Source organism: Gilliamella sp. B14384G10, from assembly GCF_016101685.1.
Taxonomy (GTDB): Bacteria; Pseudomonadota; Gammaproteobacteria; order Enterobacterales; family Orbaceae; genus Gilliamella; species Gilliamella apis_A.
Genome location: NZ_JACFQA010000001.1, coordinates 884,910 through 902,538, shown reverse-complemented (window position 1 = coordinate 902,538; position 17,629 = coordinate 884,910). Strand labels below are relative to the sequence as shown.

At 33.8% G+C, this 17,629-nt stretch carries 18 protein-coding genes; 8 read left to right on the top strand and 10 right to left on the bottom strand.

Going from position 1 to position 17,629, the window contains the following annotated elements:
* Positions 1 to 2: 2 nt before the first annotated feature.
* The 7 genes from ureA to urtA all read right to left on the bottom strand — a co-directional run bounded on the left by ureA (position 3) and on the right by urtA (position 6,818).
* Positions 3 to 305 carry an urease subunit gamma gene (ureA, locus tag H3T54_RS04045; RefSeq protein ID WP_086363101.1) on the bottom strand — a complete coding sequence of 101 codons (303 nt, stop codon included), beginning with the start codon at positions 303 to 305 and terminating at the stop codon, positions 3 to 5.
* Between the two features lie 33 nt (positions 306 to 338).
* On the bottom strand, positions 339 to 1,181 hold the full coding sequence (locus H3T54_RS04040; protein WP_198221052.1) for an urease accessory protein UreD: 843 nt from the start codon (positions 1,179 to 1,181) through the stop codon (positions 339 to 341).
* The gene (gene urtE, locus H3T54_RS04035) at positions 1,178 to 1,873 is read right to left on the bottom strand and encodes an urea ABC transporter ATP-binding subunit UrtE (RefSeq protein ID WP_086359547.1); all 696 of its coding nucleotides are present in this window, start codon (positions 1,871 to 1,873) and stop codon (positions 1,178 to 1,180) included. The genes H3T54_RS04040 and urtE overlap by 4 nt, the downstream gene beginning before the upstream one ends.
* Complete coding sequence (gene urtD, locus H3T54_RS04030; RefSeq protein ID WP_198221050.1) at positions 1,866 to 2,726, bottom strand: urea ABC transporter ATP-binding protein UrtD; 861 nt, start codon at positions 2,724 to 2,726, stop codon at positions 1,866 to 1,868. The genes urtE and urtD overlap by 8 nt, the downstream gene beginning before the upstream one ends.
* Positions 2,723 to 3,823, bottom strand: a complete 1,101-nt coding sequence (gene urtC, locus H3T54_RS04025; protein ID WP_198221048.1) for an urea ABC transporter permease subunit UrtC — start codon at positions 3,821 to 3,823, stop codon at positions 2,723 to 2,725. Before urtC ends, urtD begins: the two co-directional genes overlap by 4 nt.
* A 2-nt stretch (positions 3,824 to 3,825) precedes the next feature.
* The gene (urtB, locus tag H3T54_RS04020; RefSeq protein ID WP_198221046.1) at positions 3,826 to 5,400 is read right to left on the bottom strand and encodes an urea ABC transporter permease subunit UrtB; all 1,575 of its coding nucleotides are present in this window, start codon (positions 5,398 to 5,400) and stop codon (positions 3,826 to 3,828) included.
* Positions 5,401 to 5,522: 122 nt separating this feature from the next.
* Positions 5,523 to 6,818, bottom strand: coding sequence for an urea ABC transporter substrate-binding protein (urtA, locus tag H3T54_RS04015; RefSeq protein WP_370527338.1), 1,296 nt, complete (start codon positions 6,816 to 6,818; stop codon positions 5,523 to 5,525).
* A gap of 318 nt (positions 6,819 to 7,136) precedes the next feature.
* On the opposite strand from urtA, the gene H3T54_RS04010 reads away from it, so the two are divergent.
* The 7 genes from H3T54_RS04010 to H3T54_RS03980 all read left to right on the top strand — a co-directional run bounded on the left by H3T54_RS04010 (position 7,137) and on the right by H3T54_RS03980 (position 15,190).
* Entirely contained in the window at positions 7,137 to 7,649 is a 513-nt protein-coding gene (locus H3T54_RS04010; protein ID WP_110447098.1) for a ClbS/DfsB family four-helix bundle protein, read from the top strand.
* 36 nt (positions 7,650 to 7,685) lie between these two features.
* Positions 7,686 to 7,919, top strand: a complete 234-nt coding sequence (locus H3T54_RS04005; RefSeq protein WP_198221042.1) for a hypothetical protein — start codon at positions 7,686 to 7,688, stop codon at positions 7,917 to 7,919.
* Between the two features lie 494 nt (positions 7,920 to 8,413).
* Positions 8,414 to 10,369: an extracellular solute-binding protein gene (locus H3T54_RS04000; protein WP_198221040.1), complete on the top strand. Its 1,956-nt coding sequence runs from the start codon at positions 8,414 to 8,416 to the stop codon at positions 10,367 to 10,369.
* A gap of 1 nt (position 10,370) precedes the next feature.
* Positions 10,371 to 11,459, top strand: coding sequence for a microcin C ABC transporter permease YejB (locus H3T54_RS03995; RefSeq protein ID WP_110447102.1), 1,089 nt, complete (start codon positions 10,371 to 10,373; stop codon positions 11,457 to 11,459).
* Positions 11,459 to 12,490, top strand: coding sequence for an ABC transporter permease (locus tag H3T54_RS03990; RefSeq protein ID WP_198221038.1), 1,032 nt, complete (start codon positions 11,459 to 11,461; stop codon positions 12,488 to 12,490). The genes H3T54_RS03995 and H3T54_RS03990 overlap by 1 nt, the downstream gene beginning before the upstream one ends.
* Positions 12,487 to 14,256 carry a microcin C ABC transporter ATP-binding protein YejF gene (gene yejF / locus H3T54_RS03985; protein WP_198221036.1) on the top strand — a complete coding sequence of 590 codons (1,770 nt, stop codon included), beginning with the start codon at positions 12,487 to 12,489 and terminating at the stop codon, positions 14,254 to 14,256. The genes H3T54_RS03990 and yejF overlap by 4 nt, the downstream gene beginning before the upstream one ends.
* A 73-nt stretch (positions 14,257 to 14,329) precedes the next feature.
* Positions 14,330 to 15,190 carry a hypothetical protein gene (locus H3T54_RS03980; protein ID WP_110447105.1) on the top strand — a complete coding sequence of 287 codons (861 nt, stop codon included), beginning with the start codon at positions 14,330 to 14,332 and terminating at the stop codon, positions 15,188 to 15,190.
* 65 nt (positions 15,191 to 15,255) lie between these two features.
* Here the strand turns inward: H3T54_RS03980 and frdD are convergent, their stop codons facing one another.
* The 3 genes from frdD to H3T54_RS03965 form a co-directional block, all read right to left on the bottom strand.
* Complete coding sequence (frdD, locus tag H3T54_RS03975) at positions 15,256 to 15,609, bottom strand: fumarate reductase subunit FrdD (RefSeq protein ID WP_110447106.1); 354 nt, start codon at positions 15,607 to 15,609, stop codon at positions 15,256 to 15,258.
* A gap of 14 nt (positions 15,610 to 15,623) precedes the next feature.
* Entirely contained in the window at positions 15,624 to 16,061 is a 438-nt protein-coding gene (locus tag H3T54_RS03970; protein WP_198221034.1) for a hypothetical protein, read from the bottom strand.
* A 197-nt stretch (positions 16,062 to 16,258) separates the two neighbouring features.
* Positions 16,259 to 16,843 (bottom strand): hypothetical protein, encoded by a 585-nt coding sequence (locus H3T54_RS03965; protein ID WP_198221032.1) that lies wholly within the window; start codon positions 16,841 to 16,843, stop codon positions 16,259 to 16,261.
* Positions 16,844 to 16,992: 149 nt separating this feature from the next.
* Between H3T54_RS03965 and tmk the strand changes: the two genes are divergently transcribed.
* Positions 16,993 to 17,619, top strand: a complete 627-nt coding sequence (gene tmk / locus H3T54_RS03960) for a dTMP kinase (protein WP_110447109.1) — start codon at positions 16,993 to 16,995, stop codon at positions 17,617 to 17,619.
* Positions 17,620 to 17,629 lie beyond the last annotated feature (10 nt).

Below are 17,629 nucleotides of genomic sequence, written 5' to 3'. Positions count from 1 at the left end.
TTTTAAATAATAGGATTATGAACAGTAACTAATTTAGTCCCATCAGGAAATGTTGCTTCAACCTGAACATCTTGGATCATATCGGCAATTCCCTCCATTACGTCGTTACGCGTTAAGACTTTTCGTCCTAGATTCATTAATTCAGTAACGGTTAAACCATCTCTAGCGCCTTCTAAAATTGCGGCACTAATCAGTGCTATTGATTCAGGATAATTTAATTTTACCCCTCGTGCTTTTCGCCTTTCGGCAACCAATGCCGCTGTAAATAGTAATAATTTGTCTTTTTCTCTCGGAGTTAGTTTCATCGTTATTTTCTCATTGCATTTATAATAATTAAGCTAGGTTGCCCAAATTCGAGGTGGACATGCGGGTAAATTGATAATTAACGGACGCAATAATGCCCATAATTGGTGTAAATATTGTTGGCAAATTTGGTTATCATTTGCTAGCAAGCGAACGGTTAATAATTGTCCCAAAGCAGTTGCTCCGATGGGAACCGTACTATTTTCAAATCTTTTTTGCACTTGTTGTAAAATGGCTAGATTAATCGGATAGGCAAATAAAGTTGCACTGTATGTGTAATTACCTATAGGAGCACAATTACCATCAATAATTTTTAAGTGCTCATCAAGACCTAATTCATCCGGTAAATTAATTGTTAAACAGCTTTTGATATTGCCTTGTCCAAACTTTTCATGCATAACCGGTCGACCAAAGCATAATGTTTCCCATCCAAGCAATCGACTATTTAACGTTAAATTAAATTCAGTCGTTAAATTAGCATTAGTACCATTAAAAAAAATATTTTCTTGGGGTAACCATTCAATAATACTATTCGGCGCTAAAGTAAATTTTTGTTTTAGCTGTGCAATATTGCCGTGACTGCGATAAAATTTACTTGCTCCGGGCATAGTCATTAATAGATGGCTATCGTGATCTAAAAAAATATCCAGCTCAAGTTTATCGCCACCTACAATCCCCCCTGGAGGATGGAGTAAATAAATATGGCAAGGTTTTCCTTCTGGATAGAATGGCCGTTGTATAGTTAAAGGCCCTTGTTGTTGACGATCAACTAACTCAGTTCGCTGTAGTTCACCATTTACAAAACGGTTAGCAAAAGATAGTGATAGTTTACCTAGCCAGCCATTAGCATTTTTTTGAGCTGTATTATTTTGAATCATACCGTTAAATAATTTTTTATTAAATCTGGTGTTAGTTGTTGTAAGGCGCCATTAGCGATATTTCGTCCTCGGTCAAGTAAATAAAAATCATCAGCAACCATCTGAATAAAAGGCAATTTTTGTTCAACTAACAATACAGTTAAACCTAATTCATGATTGAGTCGATTAATGATATCGCCTATATCATGTACAATATTGGGTTGAATACCTTCTGTTGGCTCATCTAAAATTAATAATGATGGTTCAATAACTAAAGCTCTTCCAATCGCTAATTGTTGTTGTTGTCCTCCAGATAGATCGCCGCCACGACGGTTTTTCATCTCTTTTAATACAGGGAATAACGAATAAACTAAATCAGGTATTTTGGCTGAGCGGGATCTTTTAGCAGCTAAACCAATACGTAGATTTTCTTCAACAGTTAGTTGAGAAAAGATTTGTCTACCCTGTGGAACGTAACCTATTCCCATATAGGCGCGGGTTTCGATAGATTTATGGGTAATATCGGTATCATTAAATTGTATATTGCCTTTTTTGATTTTTAAATTTCCCATAATAGACTGTACTAGAGTAGTTTTGCCAACGCCATTACGTCCCATTAGACATGTACATTTACCTTTGGCTAAACACAGATCGATATCCCATAAAATGTGCGTTTGTCCATAAAATTGATTGACATTAGATAATTTAAGCAACATTAACGTTCCTCCCAGTAGTAGATTGTCCTAAATAGACTTCAATTACTTTAGGATTATTTTGTACTTGTTCCATATTTCCTTCAGCTAGTATTGAACCTTGATGCAATACTGAAACAGTTTTGGCAATTTGTCTGACGAAATCCATATCATGTTCAACAACAATTAACGTATGTTTGCCCGCTAACGAGTTTAATAATTCTGCGGTTTTATCCATTTCTTGAGTTGTCATCCCGGCAACAGGTTCATCAACTAATAGTAGTTGAGGTTTTTGCATTAATAACATCCCTAATTCCAACCACTGTTTTTGTCCATGAGATAAAATAGCTGCATATTCATGACGCATGTCCATTAAACCGATTAGTAGAAGTATTTCATCTATTTGTTCTTGTTCTATCTTGTTAACTCGATGGCGAAGAGTATGCCAAACTGTTTTTTCCCCAGCATTTGCTATCATTAAATTATCATTAACAGTTAAGGCTTCGAATACAGTCGGTTTTTGAAATTTGCGACCGATGCCGGCTTGGGAAATTTGTGGTTCATCCATAGTTAATAAATTAAGTTTTTGACCAAACCATGCTGTGCCTGCTTGTGGTTTTGTTTTACCAGTGATTACATCCATCATTGTCGTTTTACCTGCGCCATTAGGACCAATAATGCAGCGTAATTCACCCTGTTTAATATAAAGATTCAAATCATTAATCGCTTTAAAGTTATCAAAACTAACATTAATGCCTTCCAAGTAAAGAATAATACCTTTAGTGGTATCCAAATCTGGTTGTGGTAGTGCTTCAAAGTCTTTAAGCAAAGGAGAGGCAGATTTTAATTTTTTATTTAAACTTTTTTTATTCATATATTTGCCTCCAATTGTTTTAGTTTGTATTTTTTAGATATAGTTAGATTGATTAAACCAACAATACCTTTTGGAAGAAATAAAGTAACTAATACAAACAGAAGGCCTAAAGCAAATAGCCATTGGTCAGGGAACCATACGGTGAAAAGTGATTTGCAATAATTAACTAAAAATGCACCAACAATAGCGCCATATAAAGTCGCTCGTCCGCCGACTGCAACCCAAACGACAATTTCGATTGAATTTAAAGGTAAAAATTCAATAGGTGTGATAATTCCTACTTGTGGCACATATAACGCTCCTGCAATACCAGCTAATACGGCTGAAAACGTAAAAACAGCTAATTTGATATTTTTAACTCGATATCCAACAAACCTAATGCGTGGTTCGGCATCTCGAATAGCAATAATTACTTTACCCAATTTACTTTTGATTAATTGATAACATATCAGATAACTAATAATGACAGCCATTAACGTGATAAGTAATAATGTTATCCGCATTCCGTTAGTGGTGATTGAAAAACCTAATAAATATTTAAAGTTAGTCAGACCATTATCACCCCCAAATCCCATCTCATTGCGTTGAAAAGCTAGCATTAATGCAAAGGTGAGTGCTTGTGTAATTATTGAAAGGTAAACCCCAGAAACACGGGAACGAAATGTCATATAACCGAATATAAAAGCTAATAATCCAGGTACTAGAATAATTAATAGCAAAGTAATTAAAAAATTATCTGATCCTTGCCAATACCAAGGTAAACTTTGCCAATTAATAAATGAGGCAAAATCAGGCAGAATGGTCGAACCATTTTCTCCCTGTACAGACAAATACATTCCCATCATATAGCCACCCAGTGCAAAAAAAGCACCGTGACCTAAACTTAAAATGCCTAAATATCCCCAAACTAAATCAACAGATAGTGCAAGCAAGGCATAACATAGATATTTACTGACTAAAATAATAGTCTGATTACCAACATAAAATAGGCTATTAGTTGGGAAAAAAAGATTAGCTATTACTAAATAACTGACTAATAAAGTTAGACAAAATAGAACATAACCGCCATTATCTTGTTTAAAATATTTTGTTAACATATTTACCCCTCTACAGCTCGACCGCGTAGTGGGAAAAGACCGCGAGGTCGTTTTTGAATAAACAGTACTAAACTAATCAGCACCACAATTTTAGCTAACATGGCTCCAGTAATTGGCTCTAAAAATTTATTGGCCAACCCTAAAATTAAGCCAGCAATTAATGTTCCCCATAAATTACCAACACCACCAAATACCACTACCATGAATGAATCAATGATATAATTTTGACCAAGATTTGGGCCGACATTGGTGATTTGTGAAAGAGCAACGCCTGCCAATCCAGCTATACCGGAACCAAGGCCAAAGGTTAGCGCATTTACCCAGCTGGCTTTAACGCCTAAACATCTTGCCATTAATGGATTCATCGAAATAGCTCTGACATTAAGTCCTAAAGCTGTTTTTTTCATAATCAATAACAAAATAATGAAAATGGTTAAGCTAAAACCAATAACATATAGCCGATTAATCGTGAGCGATAAAAAGTCATTGACCTGAATTGAACCTTGCATCCAACTCGGCGTGATTATTGCTTTATTTAACGGTGAAAATATTGTTCTGAATAACTGTTGTAATAATAGACTGATACCAAAAGTGGCTAATAAGGTTTCGAGAGGTCTACCATATAGATATCTAATAACGCTTATTTCTATTAACATTCCTACCGCACCGCATACCAAAAATGCAGCAGGGATAGAGAGAATTAACGCTATGCCGGGATAGTTAGGCAATAGTTGTTGCATCACGTATGTGGTATATGCGCCAATCATAATTAATTCACCATGCGCCATATTAATCACGCCCATAACCCCAAAGGTAATAGCGAGTCCAATGGCAGCAAGTACGAGTACTGCACCTAAACTAATACCAAAATAGACTTGTTCAGTTTTTTCATACATTGCTTTTTTTTGGGTTAATTTATCAAGTAGGTTTTGTGCCGTATCTTTGACTATTTGTGAATCATTGGTGGTAGTCAATTGTTGTAGTTTCTGAACAAAAATAGGGTTAGTCACCTGACTAAGTTGTGTCAGTAGAACCAAACATTCATTTTCATCGCAATTTGTCAGTTTTGCGAATGATAATGCTTCAAGTAATCGCTGTTTAACTTCACTATCTTGTTCTTGAGCTAACCTTTCAACAATGAAATTCATTTGTGATGGTGATTGAATATGTCCGAAAAGCTCTTTCGCTGCAATACGTCTTGTTGGAATAGTATTACTACTTAGCTTCATTTGAAGTTGATATTCGGCAATTAATTGACGAATATTATTGTTAATCGCAATACGTTTAAACTTATTTTTAGGTACATCCAGTACTTGCTTGTTATTCCAATTAACAAATTGATTATCCTTTTTTATAACTAGTGTACTATTGGTCTCCAGCCAGTATAAGTTCCCCTCAACTAATGCATTGAAAAGAGGCTGTATTGTTGCATTATTTTCCTTAATCATGTCACTGATTAATTGTTGTTTTTCAGTTAGTGAACCTTTTGCTAGTCTTTGCTCAAAATGTTCTGGTAGTACTGCTGTTGCTAGATTGGCGATCATCCATAACAGACAAATCAATATCATTCTTTTCATTATTTATTCCTATGCTTCTGCTCGTCATATTGATTAACCAGTAATCGTTTTGCATTTGCATCTTTATTGCAGAGAAATGATGAGATATAACTCACCATGCATAATTTTTGGGCTTTAGATGATTAATCTTTTAGACAAACTTTTTTACTTACATCATATTTACCGCATGCTAATGGTGCTCGCCAATCAGCAATCATTGATTTAGAACTAGGTAAATAATCTGACCATTCATCACCAACAATAGTACCTGCTGACTTATATACCACTTCAAATTGACCATCGTTTTGAATTTCTCCAATCATAATAGGTTTAGTAATATGATGGTTTGGCATCATTACTGCATAACTACCAGATAAATTAGGTACTGTTACACCTATTAATGCATTTTGAACTGCGGTTGGATCATCGGTACCTGCTTTTTCTACCGCTTTTACCCACATATTAAATCCAATATATGTGGCTTCCATCGGGTCATTTGTTACCCGTTTATCACTTTTAGCAAAGCTATGCCAGTTATCTATAAATTCACTGTTTAAGTCAGTATCAAGTGATTGGAAATAATTCCATGCTGCTAAATGACCGACTAATGGAGCCGTATCAATACCTGATAATTCTTCCTCACCTACAGAAAAAGCAATGACCGGAAGTTGGTTTGCTGTAATACCTTGGTTAGATAATTCTTTATAAAAAGGAACATTGGCATCACCATTGATGGTTGATATCACGGCTGTCTTTTTACCTGTTGTGCCAAATTTTTTGATATCAGCAATAATAGATTGCCAATCAGAATGACTAAATGGGGTGTAATTAATCATTATGTCACTATCTTTCACACCATAATGGTCTTTAAGATAGGTTTCTAAAATTTTGTTAGTCGTTCTAGGATAAACATAATCAGTACCCACTAAAACCCAACGTTCAATATTAAATTCTTTCTTCAAATAATCTACAGCAGGAATGGCTTGTTGATTTGGTGCTGCGCCGGTATAGAAGATATTTTTTGAGGATTCTTCTCCTTCATATTGTACTGGGTAAAATAGAATACCGTTAAGTTCTTCAAAGATAGGTAATACCGATTTTCTTGATACCGATGTCCAACAGCCGAATACCGCTGATACTTTATCTTTTGCTAGTAGTTCTCGTGCTTTTTCTGAAAAAAGACTCCAATTTGATGCTGGATCGACGACCACTGCTTCTATTTGTTTACCTAACACACCACCTTTTTTATTTTGTTCATCTACCAGCATTAAAAGTGTATCTTTCAAAGTGCTTTCTGAAATTGCCATCGAGCCAGAAAGTGAATGCAATACACCAATTTTAATGGTATTTTCAGCCGCATAAATTAGATTAGTCGTGAATAAGCCAACAGCTAGACAAGTTAACTTAATGGATGTATTTAATTTGCTCATTATTGACATAGTAATACCTCTTTAAACATACAATTGGTGGTGATTTATTGTTATTTAAGGTAATGCAAAAGTTATGCCAAATAGATGATGAACTGTGTTTTTTATTTAATAAACTTATAGATACAATATTTTATAGTAGCAATAGACGTTTATTGTGTAGGATGAATAGTGGTATTTTTAGCTTATAAACAATATGAATAAAAATAGATAACGCACTTTATTTGATCGAATGGTCTAAATTGGTGCAGATTAAATATGTCTTTTGACCGGAAGCTATAGTATTGATATGATTGATTAAAATGATATAAAGATGAAAGGTAATCAGATATGAATTACGCCAATAAACAACAACTATTAGATGAAATTAATAAAACAGCTAAGCTATTTATTGATGAATTCAGTGGATTAACCGAAGCGGAAAAAGATAAATTAATTGAAGGTGTTGATCGAACGCCAGCCCAGATGATTGCTTATCAATTAGGATGGTTAGATCTTGTTAAATCTTGGGATGATGCTGAACTTGCTGGGCAAACGCCTATATTGCCAGCGGAAGGATACAAATGGAATCAGTTAGGTGAATTATACCAACATTTTTATAAAATTTATCAAGATGATTCATTACAAGAACTGATCCAATTATTTAAACAGAAACTAGCTACTTGGAATAGCTGGATTGAGTCATTAGATGATAATACGCTTTTTACTAAAGATGCTCGCAATTGGACTAAGCCTTATCCTTCAGCGTGGCCTGTGGCACGATTTATCCACATTAATTCAGTTGCACCATTTAAATCCTTTAGAACTAAAATCAGGAAATGGAAAAAACTAAATTCGCATTAGTAACATCATAACAATTTTTTAAAATGGACAGAAAAAATGGCCTTTTCAGAAACCGAACGCCAACAATTATTAGAATTAAAATTTGTTGGCACTAAAATTATTGAAAGACTTGAAGAGATGCAACTTGATTCTTTTGATAAATTACGCAATGCCTCGTTAGATGAAATTCTTAACAAAGGTGCTTTACTAACAGGATCATCATGTTGGAAAAATAGCCATCAAGCTAAAACAGCCATCCAAAATATTTTGGCTTTGGTTAATAACGGATAACTCATTGCTAGTATTACATTAATATTAATAATAGAGCCAATTCAAAAGAAATTTTTTAGCAATTTTAAATTAACTTATTTTGGAACTCATTTTCAATTGAGACCAATAATTTTTTAACGGTTAACAAAGGTTAGTTTTATAAAAAAGCGTAACATTGATTTATATTACGATTAAAATTGCTAAAAATAGCGTTAAAAAACCCCGTTCCTCAAAATTTTTTTATTATGAATCATGACGATTTATTCTTATCTAGTTAAAAATTTGCTTTCTTTAAAATAATATATCTAAAACAAATATTGATAACAATTAATGTTATAATTGCCATTTATTATTAAGTTTATTAATAAGGTTTTGCTCATTCGATTGAAGTTTGGCAAAATAGTTAGCTTACTGTGTGTGATTTAGCGTATTCTAAATCGTTTAAAAATTTTTAATACTCAATAGGGTAAAATCTTATTTTGATAAATTGTTGATAAAACAGGAACTAAATTAGGATGATTAGTCAAAGAAAAAAAAATATCAAAAAGTTATTCATCTCAAGCTGTTTGAGTGGATTATTCTTTTGTTCAATGACTGTCTATGCCGAAGAAGAACCAAATATCACTTTGCTGTCAGATACACCGGTAGAAGCTAACCCATCAACTGAGACCATTGAATCCCAGCCGATTGACAGCATTGAACCGAATCAACCAACCGAGCATATTTACCATAAAACCATTTTTTCGTTATTGGGTGATCCGAAATATCCTGAAAATTTTGACCACCTAGAATATGTGAATCCCAATGCCCCTAAAGGTGGGATTATCAAACTACATGAAATAGGTACCTTTGATAATTTTAACCGTTTTGCTAGTCGTGGCGCACCTGAACATCATTCTGGTTCGTTATATGATTCTCTTTTTACCTCAACAGCCGATGATATTTCCAGCTTTTATCCACTAATAGCAACTTCAATAACTTATTCTGATAGTTATCGTTGGGCAGAAGTCTCGATTAATCCCAATGCACGTTTTCAGGATGGTAAGCCAATAACCGCATATGACGTGGAATTTACTTTTCATAAATTTATGACCGAAGGTGTTTCACAATATCGAGTTTATAACAAAGGTATAAATGTTAAAGCGATAGATGATTATCGGGTTAGGGTGGAATTACCTGAAACCGATCGTGAAAAATTACTTTCTTTTGTCGGTAGTATGCGTGTTATTCCTAAACATTTTTGGCAAGATCATAATTTTTCTGAGCCGTTAAGTACTCCTCCTATTGGCAGTGGTCCTTATTATATTAGTGATTATAAAATGGGGCAGTATGTAGTTTATAAGCGTAATCCTGACTATTGGGCAAAAGATTTACCTGTTAATAAAGGTTTAGATAATTTTGATGAAAAACGTATCGATTATTATATGGATACGAGTATAGCTTTAGAGGCGTTTAAAGCTGGAGAATACGATTTCCGCGGTGAAGGGCAACCGAAAAACTGGTTTACTCAATATCAAGGAAAATACTTTGATTCAAAAGATATCATAAAGAAAGAAAAAAACGTCGAAACCGCTGTAGATACTAAATGGTTAGCGTTTAATTTGCAGAAAGATCTTTTTAGAGATGTTAGAGTTCGTCAAGCAATAACCTTAGCTTTTGATTTTGAATGGCTTAATCACGCCTTTTATTATGATAGTTATAAGAGACCGTTTAGCTTTTTTGAAAATACTATTTATGCTGCAAAAGGTAAACCTAGTGAACAAGAACTTAAATGGTTAACACCATATAAAGATATTATTCCCGAGCAAGCCTTTGATGAAGCCTACACTATTGCGAAAAGTGATGGACAAGGTTTTAACCGCAATAACTTATTAACCGCCGCTAAATTGTTAGAAGACGCGGGTTGGATTATTAAAGATGGTAACTTAATTAATGCTAAAACTGAGCAACCTTTTGCGTTTGAATTGTTGACTTATCTAGGTGATGACATTAAATATGCGATCCCATTTCAGCAAAATTTAGCCCGTTTGGGGATTACAATGAAAATAACTTCATTAGATTATGCCCAATTGACGCGCAGAATGCGTGAGCGTGATTATGACATGATGCCACGTAATTATAATGCAATAGATTATCCATCCTCAGATTTAATAATTTTTTGGGGAAGTGAATATTTAAACTCTACATATAATGGTTCCGGCTTACATAATCAGGCAATTGATTCGATTATTGCTGAAATAATCAAAAATGTAGGTAATCAAAGTGAGTTAATTTCACTGGGACGAGCGCTCGATCGTATTTTAACTCAAGAATATCCTATGATTCCAATGTGGTATAACAGCAAAACTTATTATGCATATTGGAACAAATTTGGGCAACCAGCCATACAGCCAACTTATGCAATAGGTATTGATAGCTGGTGGTATGATGCAAACAAAGCAGCTAGTTTGACAAAGAATAGAGTACGTTAATATGTTGAATTATTTTATCCGTCGATTATTGCTAATTATACCAACCTTATTAATCATTTTGACTATCAACTTTTTTATTGTGCAAATTGCACCAGGTGGCCCCGTCGATCAAGCTTTAGCTATGATAGAGAATGGCCCTCAAGCAGGGCAAGTATTGCTGCCTGGCAGTGAAAATAGCCCTGCTAAGTTGACCGAACCAAAAAATGAATCAAATTATCGTGGTGCACGCGGTTTAGATCCAGAAATTGTGGCAATGATTGAAAAACAGTATGGATTTGATAAACCGCTTTGGGAACGCTACATCAATACGTTAAAGCAATATATCCAGTTTGATTTTGGTAACAGTTTTTTTAAAAGTGAATCAGTATTAAGTTTAATTGCAAAAAGTTTACCTGTTTCTATTTCATTGGGATTATGGAGTACATTAATCATTTATTTAATCTCAATCCCATTAGGGATTCGTAAAGCGGTTAAAGATGGTTCAAGATTTGATTTTTGGTCAAGTACGTTAATTATCATTGGTTATGCAATACCTGCTTTTTTACTAGCCGTATTATTAATTGTTTTGTTTGCAGGTGGCAGTTATTGGGATATTTTCCCGCTGCGCGGATTGATTTCTAATAATTTTGAACAATTAGATTTTTGGGGCAAAGTAAAAGATTATGCGTGGCATATTTGCTTACCGACTATCGCTATGGTAGTAAGTGGTTTTGCCACACTAACCATGTTAACCAAAAACTCATTCTTAGATGAGATTCGTAAACAATATGTTGTCACTGCCAGAGCGAAAGGGTTAAGTGAAAGGCAAATTCTGTATAAGCATGTTTTTCGTAATGCGACCTTGCTTATTGTATCGGGTTTTCCTGCTGCATTTGTTGGCATTTTATTTACCGGTTCCGTTTTGATTGAAGCTATTTTTTCGCTTAATGGATTGGGTCTTCTCGGTTATGAAGCAATTATTCAGCGTGATTACCCGGTTATTTTTGGTTCATTGTATATATTTACATTGATTGGGCTTATTACCAAACTCTTATCAGATTTATCTTATATGATAATCGATCCACGTATTGACTTTGAGGCTCGCAACTGATGACTACGCACTATTCAATTAATCAGCTACGTTGGCAACGATTTAAACGCAATCGACGTGGGTATTATTCATTATGGTTATTTTCAATATTATTTATAATCAGCCTATTTTCTGATTTTATATTTAATGATCGACCAATATTTATCAAGTATCAAAATAACTATTATTCGCCAATATTCCATTTTTATCCGGAAACTGAATTTGGTGGGCAATTTCAAACACAAACTAATTATTTAGATCCAGCGGTACAAAATAAGATTGAGTCTGATGGTTGGATACTTTGGCCTCCATTTCGTTATACTCATAATACTGTGATTCATGATACAACCAGCACGTTCCCTACACCACCATCAAAAAACCATCTGCTTGGCACCACCGATGCTGGATTTGATGTTTTAGCAAACATTGCCTATGGTTTTAGAGTTTCAATGTTTTTTGCCTTGTTTCTTACCTTTTTCACCTCCATTATCGGCGTGCTAATTGGCGCAATTCAAGGTTATTATGGCGGAAAAGTTGATCTATTAGGACAACGATTTATTGAGATTTGGAGTGGTTTACCTGAGCTATTTGTGATAATTTTACTTGCCAGTATCTTACCGCTTAATTTTTGGTGGTTATTAGGTATTACGGTGTTATTTGGTTGGATGGCATTGGTCGGTGTTGTTCGAGCAGAATTCTTCCGAACCCGTAACTTCGATTATATTCGAGCCGCTAAAGCTATGGGAGTAAGCGATAGTAAAATTATGTTACGGCATATGCTACCAAATGCGATGGTGGCAACATTAACATTTTTACCATTTATTCTTTGTGGTTCAATTTCAACACTAACGGCACTTGATTTTCTCGGTTTTGGTTTACCAATTGATTCACCATCTTTAGGACGATTATTACTACAAGGCAAAAATAATTTGCAAGCGCCTTGGTTAGGAATTAGTTCTTTTTTAGTTATTTCCATCTTATTGTCACTGTTAATATTTATTGGTGAAGCAATTAGAGATGCATTCGATCCAAACAAAGGAGTATATCAATGAGTTCTCCTTTATTATCTATCATTGATTTAAGTATTGCCTTTAAAACAGGCCAGCATTCACAAAATCAAGTTGTTGACGCTATTAGTTTTGATATTAATGAACAAGAAACAGTGGCATTAGTCGGTGAGTCAGGCTCTGGTAAAAGTGTAACAGCACTGTCAATATTAAGACTGTTATCAAAAGAGCGAGTGATTTATCCTTCAGGAGATATTATTTTCGAAGATAAATCATTATTACATGCCTCTGAAAAAGAATTGCGTAAAATTCGCGGTAATGAAATTAGTATGATATTTCAAGAGCCAATGGTATCACTTAATCCATTGCATACCGTTGAAAAACAACTTTATGAAGTCTTATCTTTACATCGGGGTATGCGACGTAATGTGGCTCGAGGTGAAATCTTACAATATCTCGATCGGGTTGGCATTAAAGATCCTAAAAGCAAACTGGCTTCTTATCCTCATCAGTTATCTGGCGGTGAGAGGCAACGTGTAATGATTGCCATGGCCATTTTAACTCATCCAAAATTATTAATTGCTGATGAACCAACTACTGCTTTAGATGTTTCTGTTCAGGGACAGATTATTGAATTACTCAAAGAGCTCAAAAAAGAGCTTAATATGAGCATGTTATTTATTTCACATAATTTGGGCATAGTAAAAAAATTGGCAGATAAAGTAGCGGTAATGCAGGATGGCCAAATTGTTGAATTCAATAATAAACAACGTATCTTTTTGCGTCCACAGCATGAATATACTCAAACATTATTAAATTCTCAGCCTAGTGGTGAACCGGTTCCTTTACCTGATACTCCTGGTATATTGCTGAATGTGAATCATCTTGATGTTGAGGTCGTTACTCAAAAACGATTATTTAGCAGCAAAAAGAAAAAAATTGTTGATAATATTGGTTTTGCGGTACATCAAGGTGAGACAGTTGGTATTGTTGGGGAGTCAGGCTCAGGTAAAAGTACCACTGCACTAGCTATTTTACGTTTAATAAAATCAAAAGGTGATATCCTATTCGATAGCCATCCTATCCAGAATTTATCTGGTAAGAAGTTATTACCATTCCGTAGCCGAATTCAGGTTGTATTTCAAGATCCATTTTCATCACTTAATCCTCGCTTTAATGTTGAGCAGATCATCAGTGAAGGTCTAATGACGCACAAAAAATTGACTAAAACAGAGCGAGAACAAGCGGTAATTGATATTATGCTAGAGGTTGGTTTGGATCCTGAAATGCGTTTTCGTTATCCAAATGAGTTTTCTGGTGGACAACGGCAAAGAATAGCGATTGCTAGAGCTTTAATATTGCAGCCGGAACTATTAATTTTAGATGAGCCAACGTCATCTTTAGATCATACAATTCAAAAACAGATAATTAATTTACTTAAATCATTGCAAGAGAAACATCACTTTAGCTATCTGTTTATTAGCCATGATCTTGCGTTAATCTATTCAATATGTCATCAGATTGTGGTTATGAAAGACGGTAAAATTGTTGAACAAGGTTCACGAGAAAAAGTGTTTTATACGCCGGAATCAGAGTACACTAAAGTTTTACTATCATTTTTAGATAAACCACCGAGAAAAGCGACTAAGACGTTAATTCATGCGGATATTATCGAAAAAACTCAAAAAACAGGATCATCTGAAAATGTAGAAAAAGATGGACAGTCTGATGAAAAACAACAAGCTCAGCAAGAGCATAAACAAGAACAAAAGGTTAATTGGGAAGACGCATTATTAATGCGAAAAAAATAAATGTACAACTTTGTGGCTTAGCTATAAGCCACTATTAAATATTTAGTTTAGTAAACGAGTTAACAGGTTCATTATGCAAAAAAATATATTCCGTTTTTTAACCGCTTCATGTTTATCATTTATCTCAATAAATGCAATGGCATTGACATGTTCAGATAATCCCGAACAAAATAAAGTTGAGGCAAATAACTATATTTTTAAAATATTAGACTTTATTGATTCAACAGCTAAAGGGATTAAGCAAGAAGTGAGAACTTCAACCATTACATCAGATACTGGTACGATACGTTCAATTGTCAAACATAGTTTAAATTATGATCCAAATGGTTTGATTACAGAAAGTCATTACGATCTTTATTCCGGTGATAATGAAAAACTCTATTCTGAACATCTACAAAAAAACGAATCTGGCTGGCAAAATGTGATTGAAGATATTGAGGATGAAACAAGGAGCACCACTCAGTTCAAAATCGATACACAAGGTAGAGTTATTGCTTCTGAACAGATAAAACAAGCGCCCGATTTTACCTTTATTGAGAATGATAGTTATCAATTTGATAATAACAATTGTTTAATTAATAAAAATGTGCAATGGCAGCTAAAAGAGTTGGATGCTAATGGTCAAGTAGTAGGAACAGAGCAAAAAGGTGCTTCGATTTATGCATTTGGTTATCAAAATCGCCATCTAGCAAAGGTCTCGGCGCAATATAGTAATAAAACTAAAAATGAAAGCGATTTTTCTTACCAATATGATGATAAAAATCGATTAAATGCAATCCAATCGACTTATTCAATAGTTGGAAAAAATACCACTCATTACATGACTGAATTTTTAACTTTTAATGAGAAAAATGATTGGCTGAGTGCAACACAATCAAAACAAAATAGAAAAACCAAACAAACTAATATAGTTCGGCAGATTACGTATTATTAATCAATTAAACATGGCGTTATCACTAGTGAACTCGATAACGCCAATGAATAAACATCACTCTAGTTTTATCTTACAAATAAAATATAAATCGCATGAGCTGTCCATGCTAACGCTAAACCATACGTAAGTAGCTTTTCTCGCTTTGGATAGATATTAAATTGATGTAACAAAGTTAGAATCTGTTGCAATCCACACCAAATTGGTAGCGAAATCATTAAGCACAAAAATAATTTACCTAATTCAGTATTGGCTAACTTTAAAATATATGAACGCGTTATTGCGTCACCAAAAGGAATGATAAACGCAACAATGATTAATACCACTGGTGCGAAAATAGCTGCCCAAAGCCCACCTAAAGAAAATAATCCTTTTGCCACTTTTGAGTCAGACTGTATTGGTTGAGTTTCTTGATTTTTCATTGATCAAATACCACTTATTTAATTATCAATAATAGTAAGCAATATGAAAGTAAAATTGTTACACCCCATAAGCCAATAATAAGTAAATATCCTTGTTTCTTTTTATGAATATTTTGCTTAAAAATAATCTTTGGCATTAACCTAAACCAGTTTATTGAATGAAATAAAGCGAGTAGTAATGCAATACAGTTTAGCACTACAACAACTGGGCTTTGTAAGAAAAAAATAAAACGATAAAACTCATCTTGTCCCATTTTATTTGTATACATACAGATAACACCATACATCAACACCAAACTAACCCAAATCATGGAAAAAGGCGTTAATTTATCAATGATTGACAGAAACAACGGCTGTTTTGTCTGTAACGATGTGATCTCGGACTGTGTACCAGTATTGTTATTATTTAAATCTTTATTTGCTGGATAATTATCATTATTCTTTTTAATCATAACTTTCTCAATGTGAGTAACATTATTATGTAATTAACGTTTCTAGGGCTGAATGTTTAATGTTGTATTATAAACATTAAGTGATTCAAATCGTCAAATTAAAGTCCTGCATAATATCGGTTTTTAAGGTAATAACACTAGGCAGAAAGTGCGTTGAAATGGTTTACATGATATTGCAAATGTGATTAATTAGTAAATTATTTGCTAGTAACAAATAACTTATAATCAATTAAGTATGAGCCTATTGGTGTTTCTTTAACTCTTACTTGAGCTTTAGTACCATATTTGATTTTGTCATTTAAATTTATACATAGAAAAAAGAAATAATTGTTATCTTTATCAAGAATCTTTAAACCATTTTTACAATGCCCATGTTTACCTCTACTTGGCCCTGGTGCGGTAATTTTATATTCAGTGGTATAAATTTTAGATTCAGTAGGATAGAAATAAATAATATCTATTGGTATACCTAAAAAAATTAGGAGATTAAAAGAAAAAATCATAAAAGCACGTGCAAGGTACTGTTTAATTCGTTCTAAAAATGGTTTTTTCAACATTTTTTTTCTAGAAAAAGCGAGAAGAAAACTAAGCATGATGGCTACAGAAAAAAATGAAAATTCAATTTTAGGGAAGATAATAGTTCTTTGGTGTACTCGCAAAGTAAAAAGAATATTAAGAATAAACAAGAGTGCCACTGAAAGCTGTACTATTGCTGTTATATTTTTCTTTAATACAACTTTTTTTAATAGATCTTGATTATAATTTTTAAAGTTTTGTGGCATATAAGATCTCTATCATCTCTTCTTAATAAAGTTTATTTTTACTATATCATTAATAGCTAATTTTTAGCTAAACTAAAATAATTATTAAAAATAGCGTACAATACTCAACATTAATCATCAATTCATTATTAATCATTTAGGAATTTTGTATGACAGGTAAATTTATTGTCATCGAAGGTTTAGAAGGTGCAGGCAAAACAACCGCCATCAATACTGTTGCACGTATTTTAAAACAACATCATATTGCTGATTTACAATTTACTCGCGAACCTGGCGGTACTCCAATTGCAGAAGCATTACGAAATATTATTAAAAATGGTTTAGATAATGAACCGCTAACCGATAAAGCGGAATTGCTAATGCTTTATGCTGCTCGTATACAATTGGTTGATAATGTAATTAAACCGGCATTAAAAATGGGGAAATGGGTTATTGGTGATCGACATGATTTATCAACTCAAGCTTATCAAGGTGGTGGGCGACAGATCGATAAGGTTTTTATTGAAACATTACAAGCTCAGGTTTTGGGTAAATTTAAACCTGATTTAACATTGTACTTAGATGTTGCGCCAGAACTCGGTTTAATGCGGGCCAGATCCCGCGGGCAGCTTGATCGCATTGAACAACAATCATTACCATTCTTTGAGCGTATTCGTCAGCGTTATTTACAACTAGCTGAGCGTGATAATACTATTGTGACCATCGATGCCAATCAATCTATAGAAGAAGTGACAGCTCAAATTGAAACTATTTTGAATTCATGGCTAATAAATTAGGTTTTGGTTT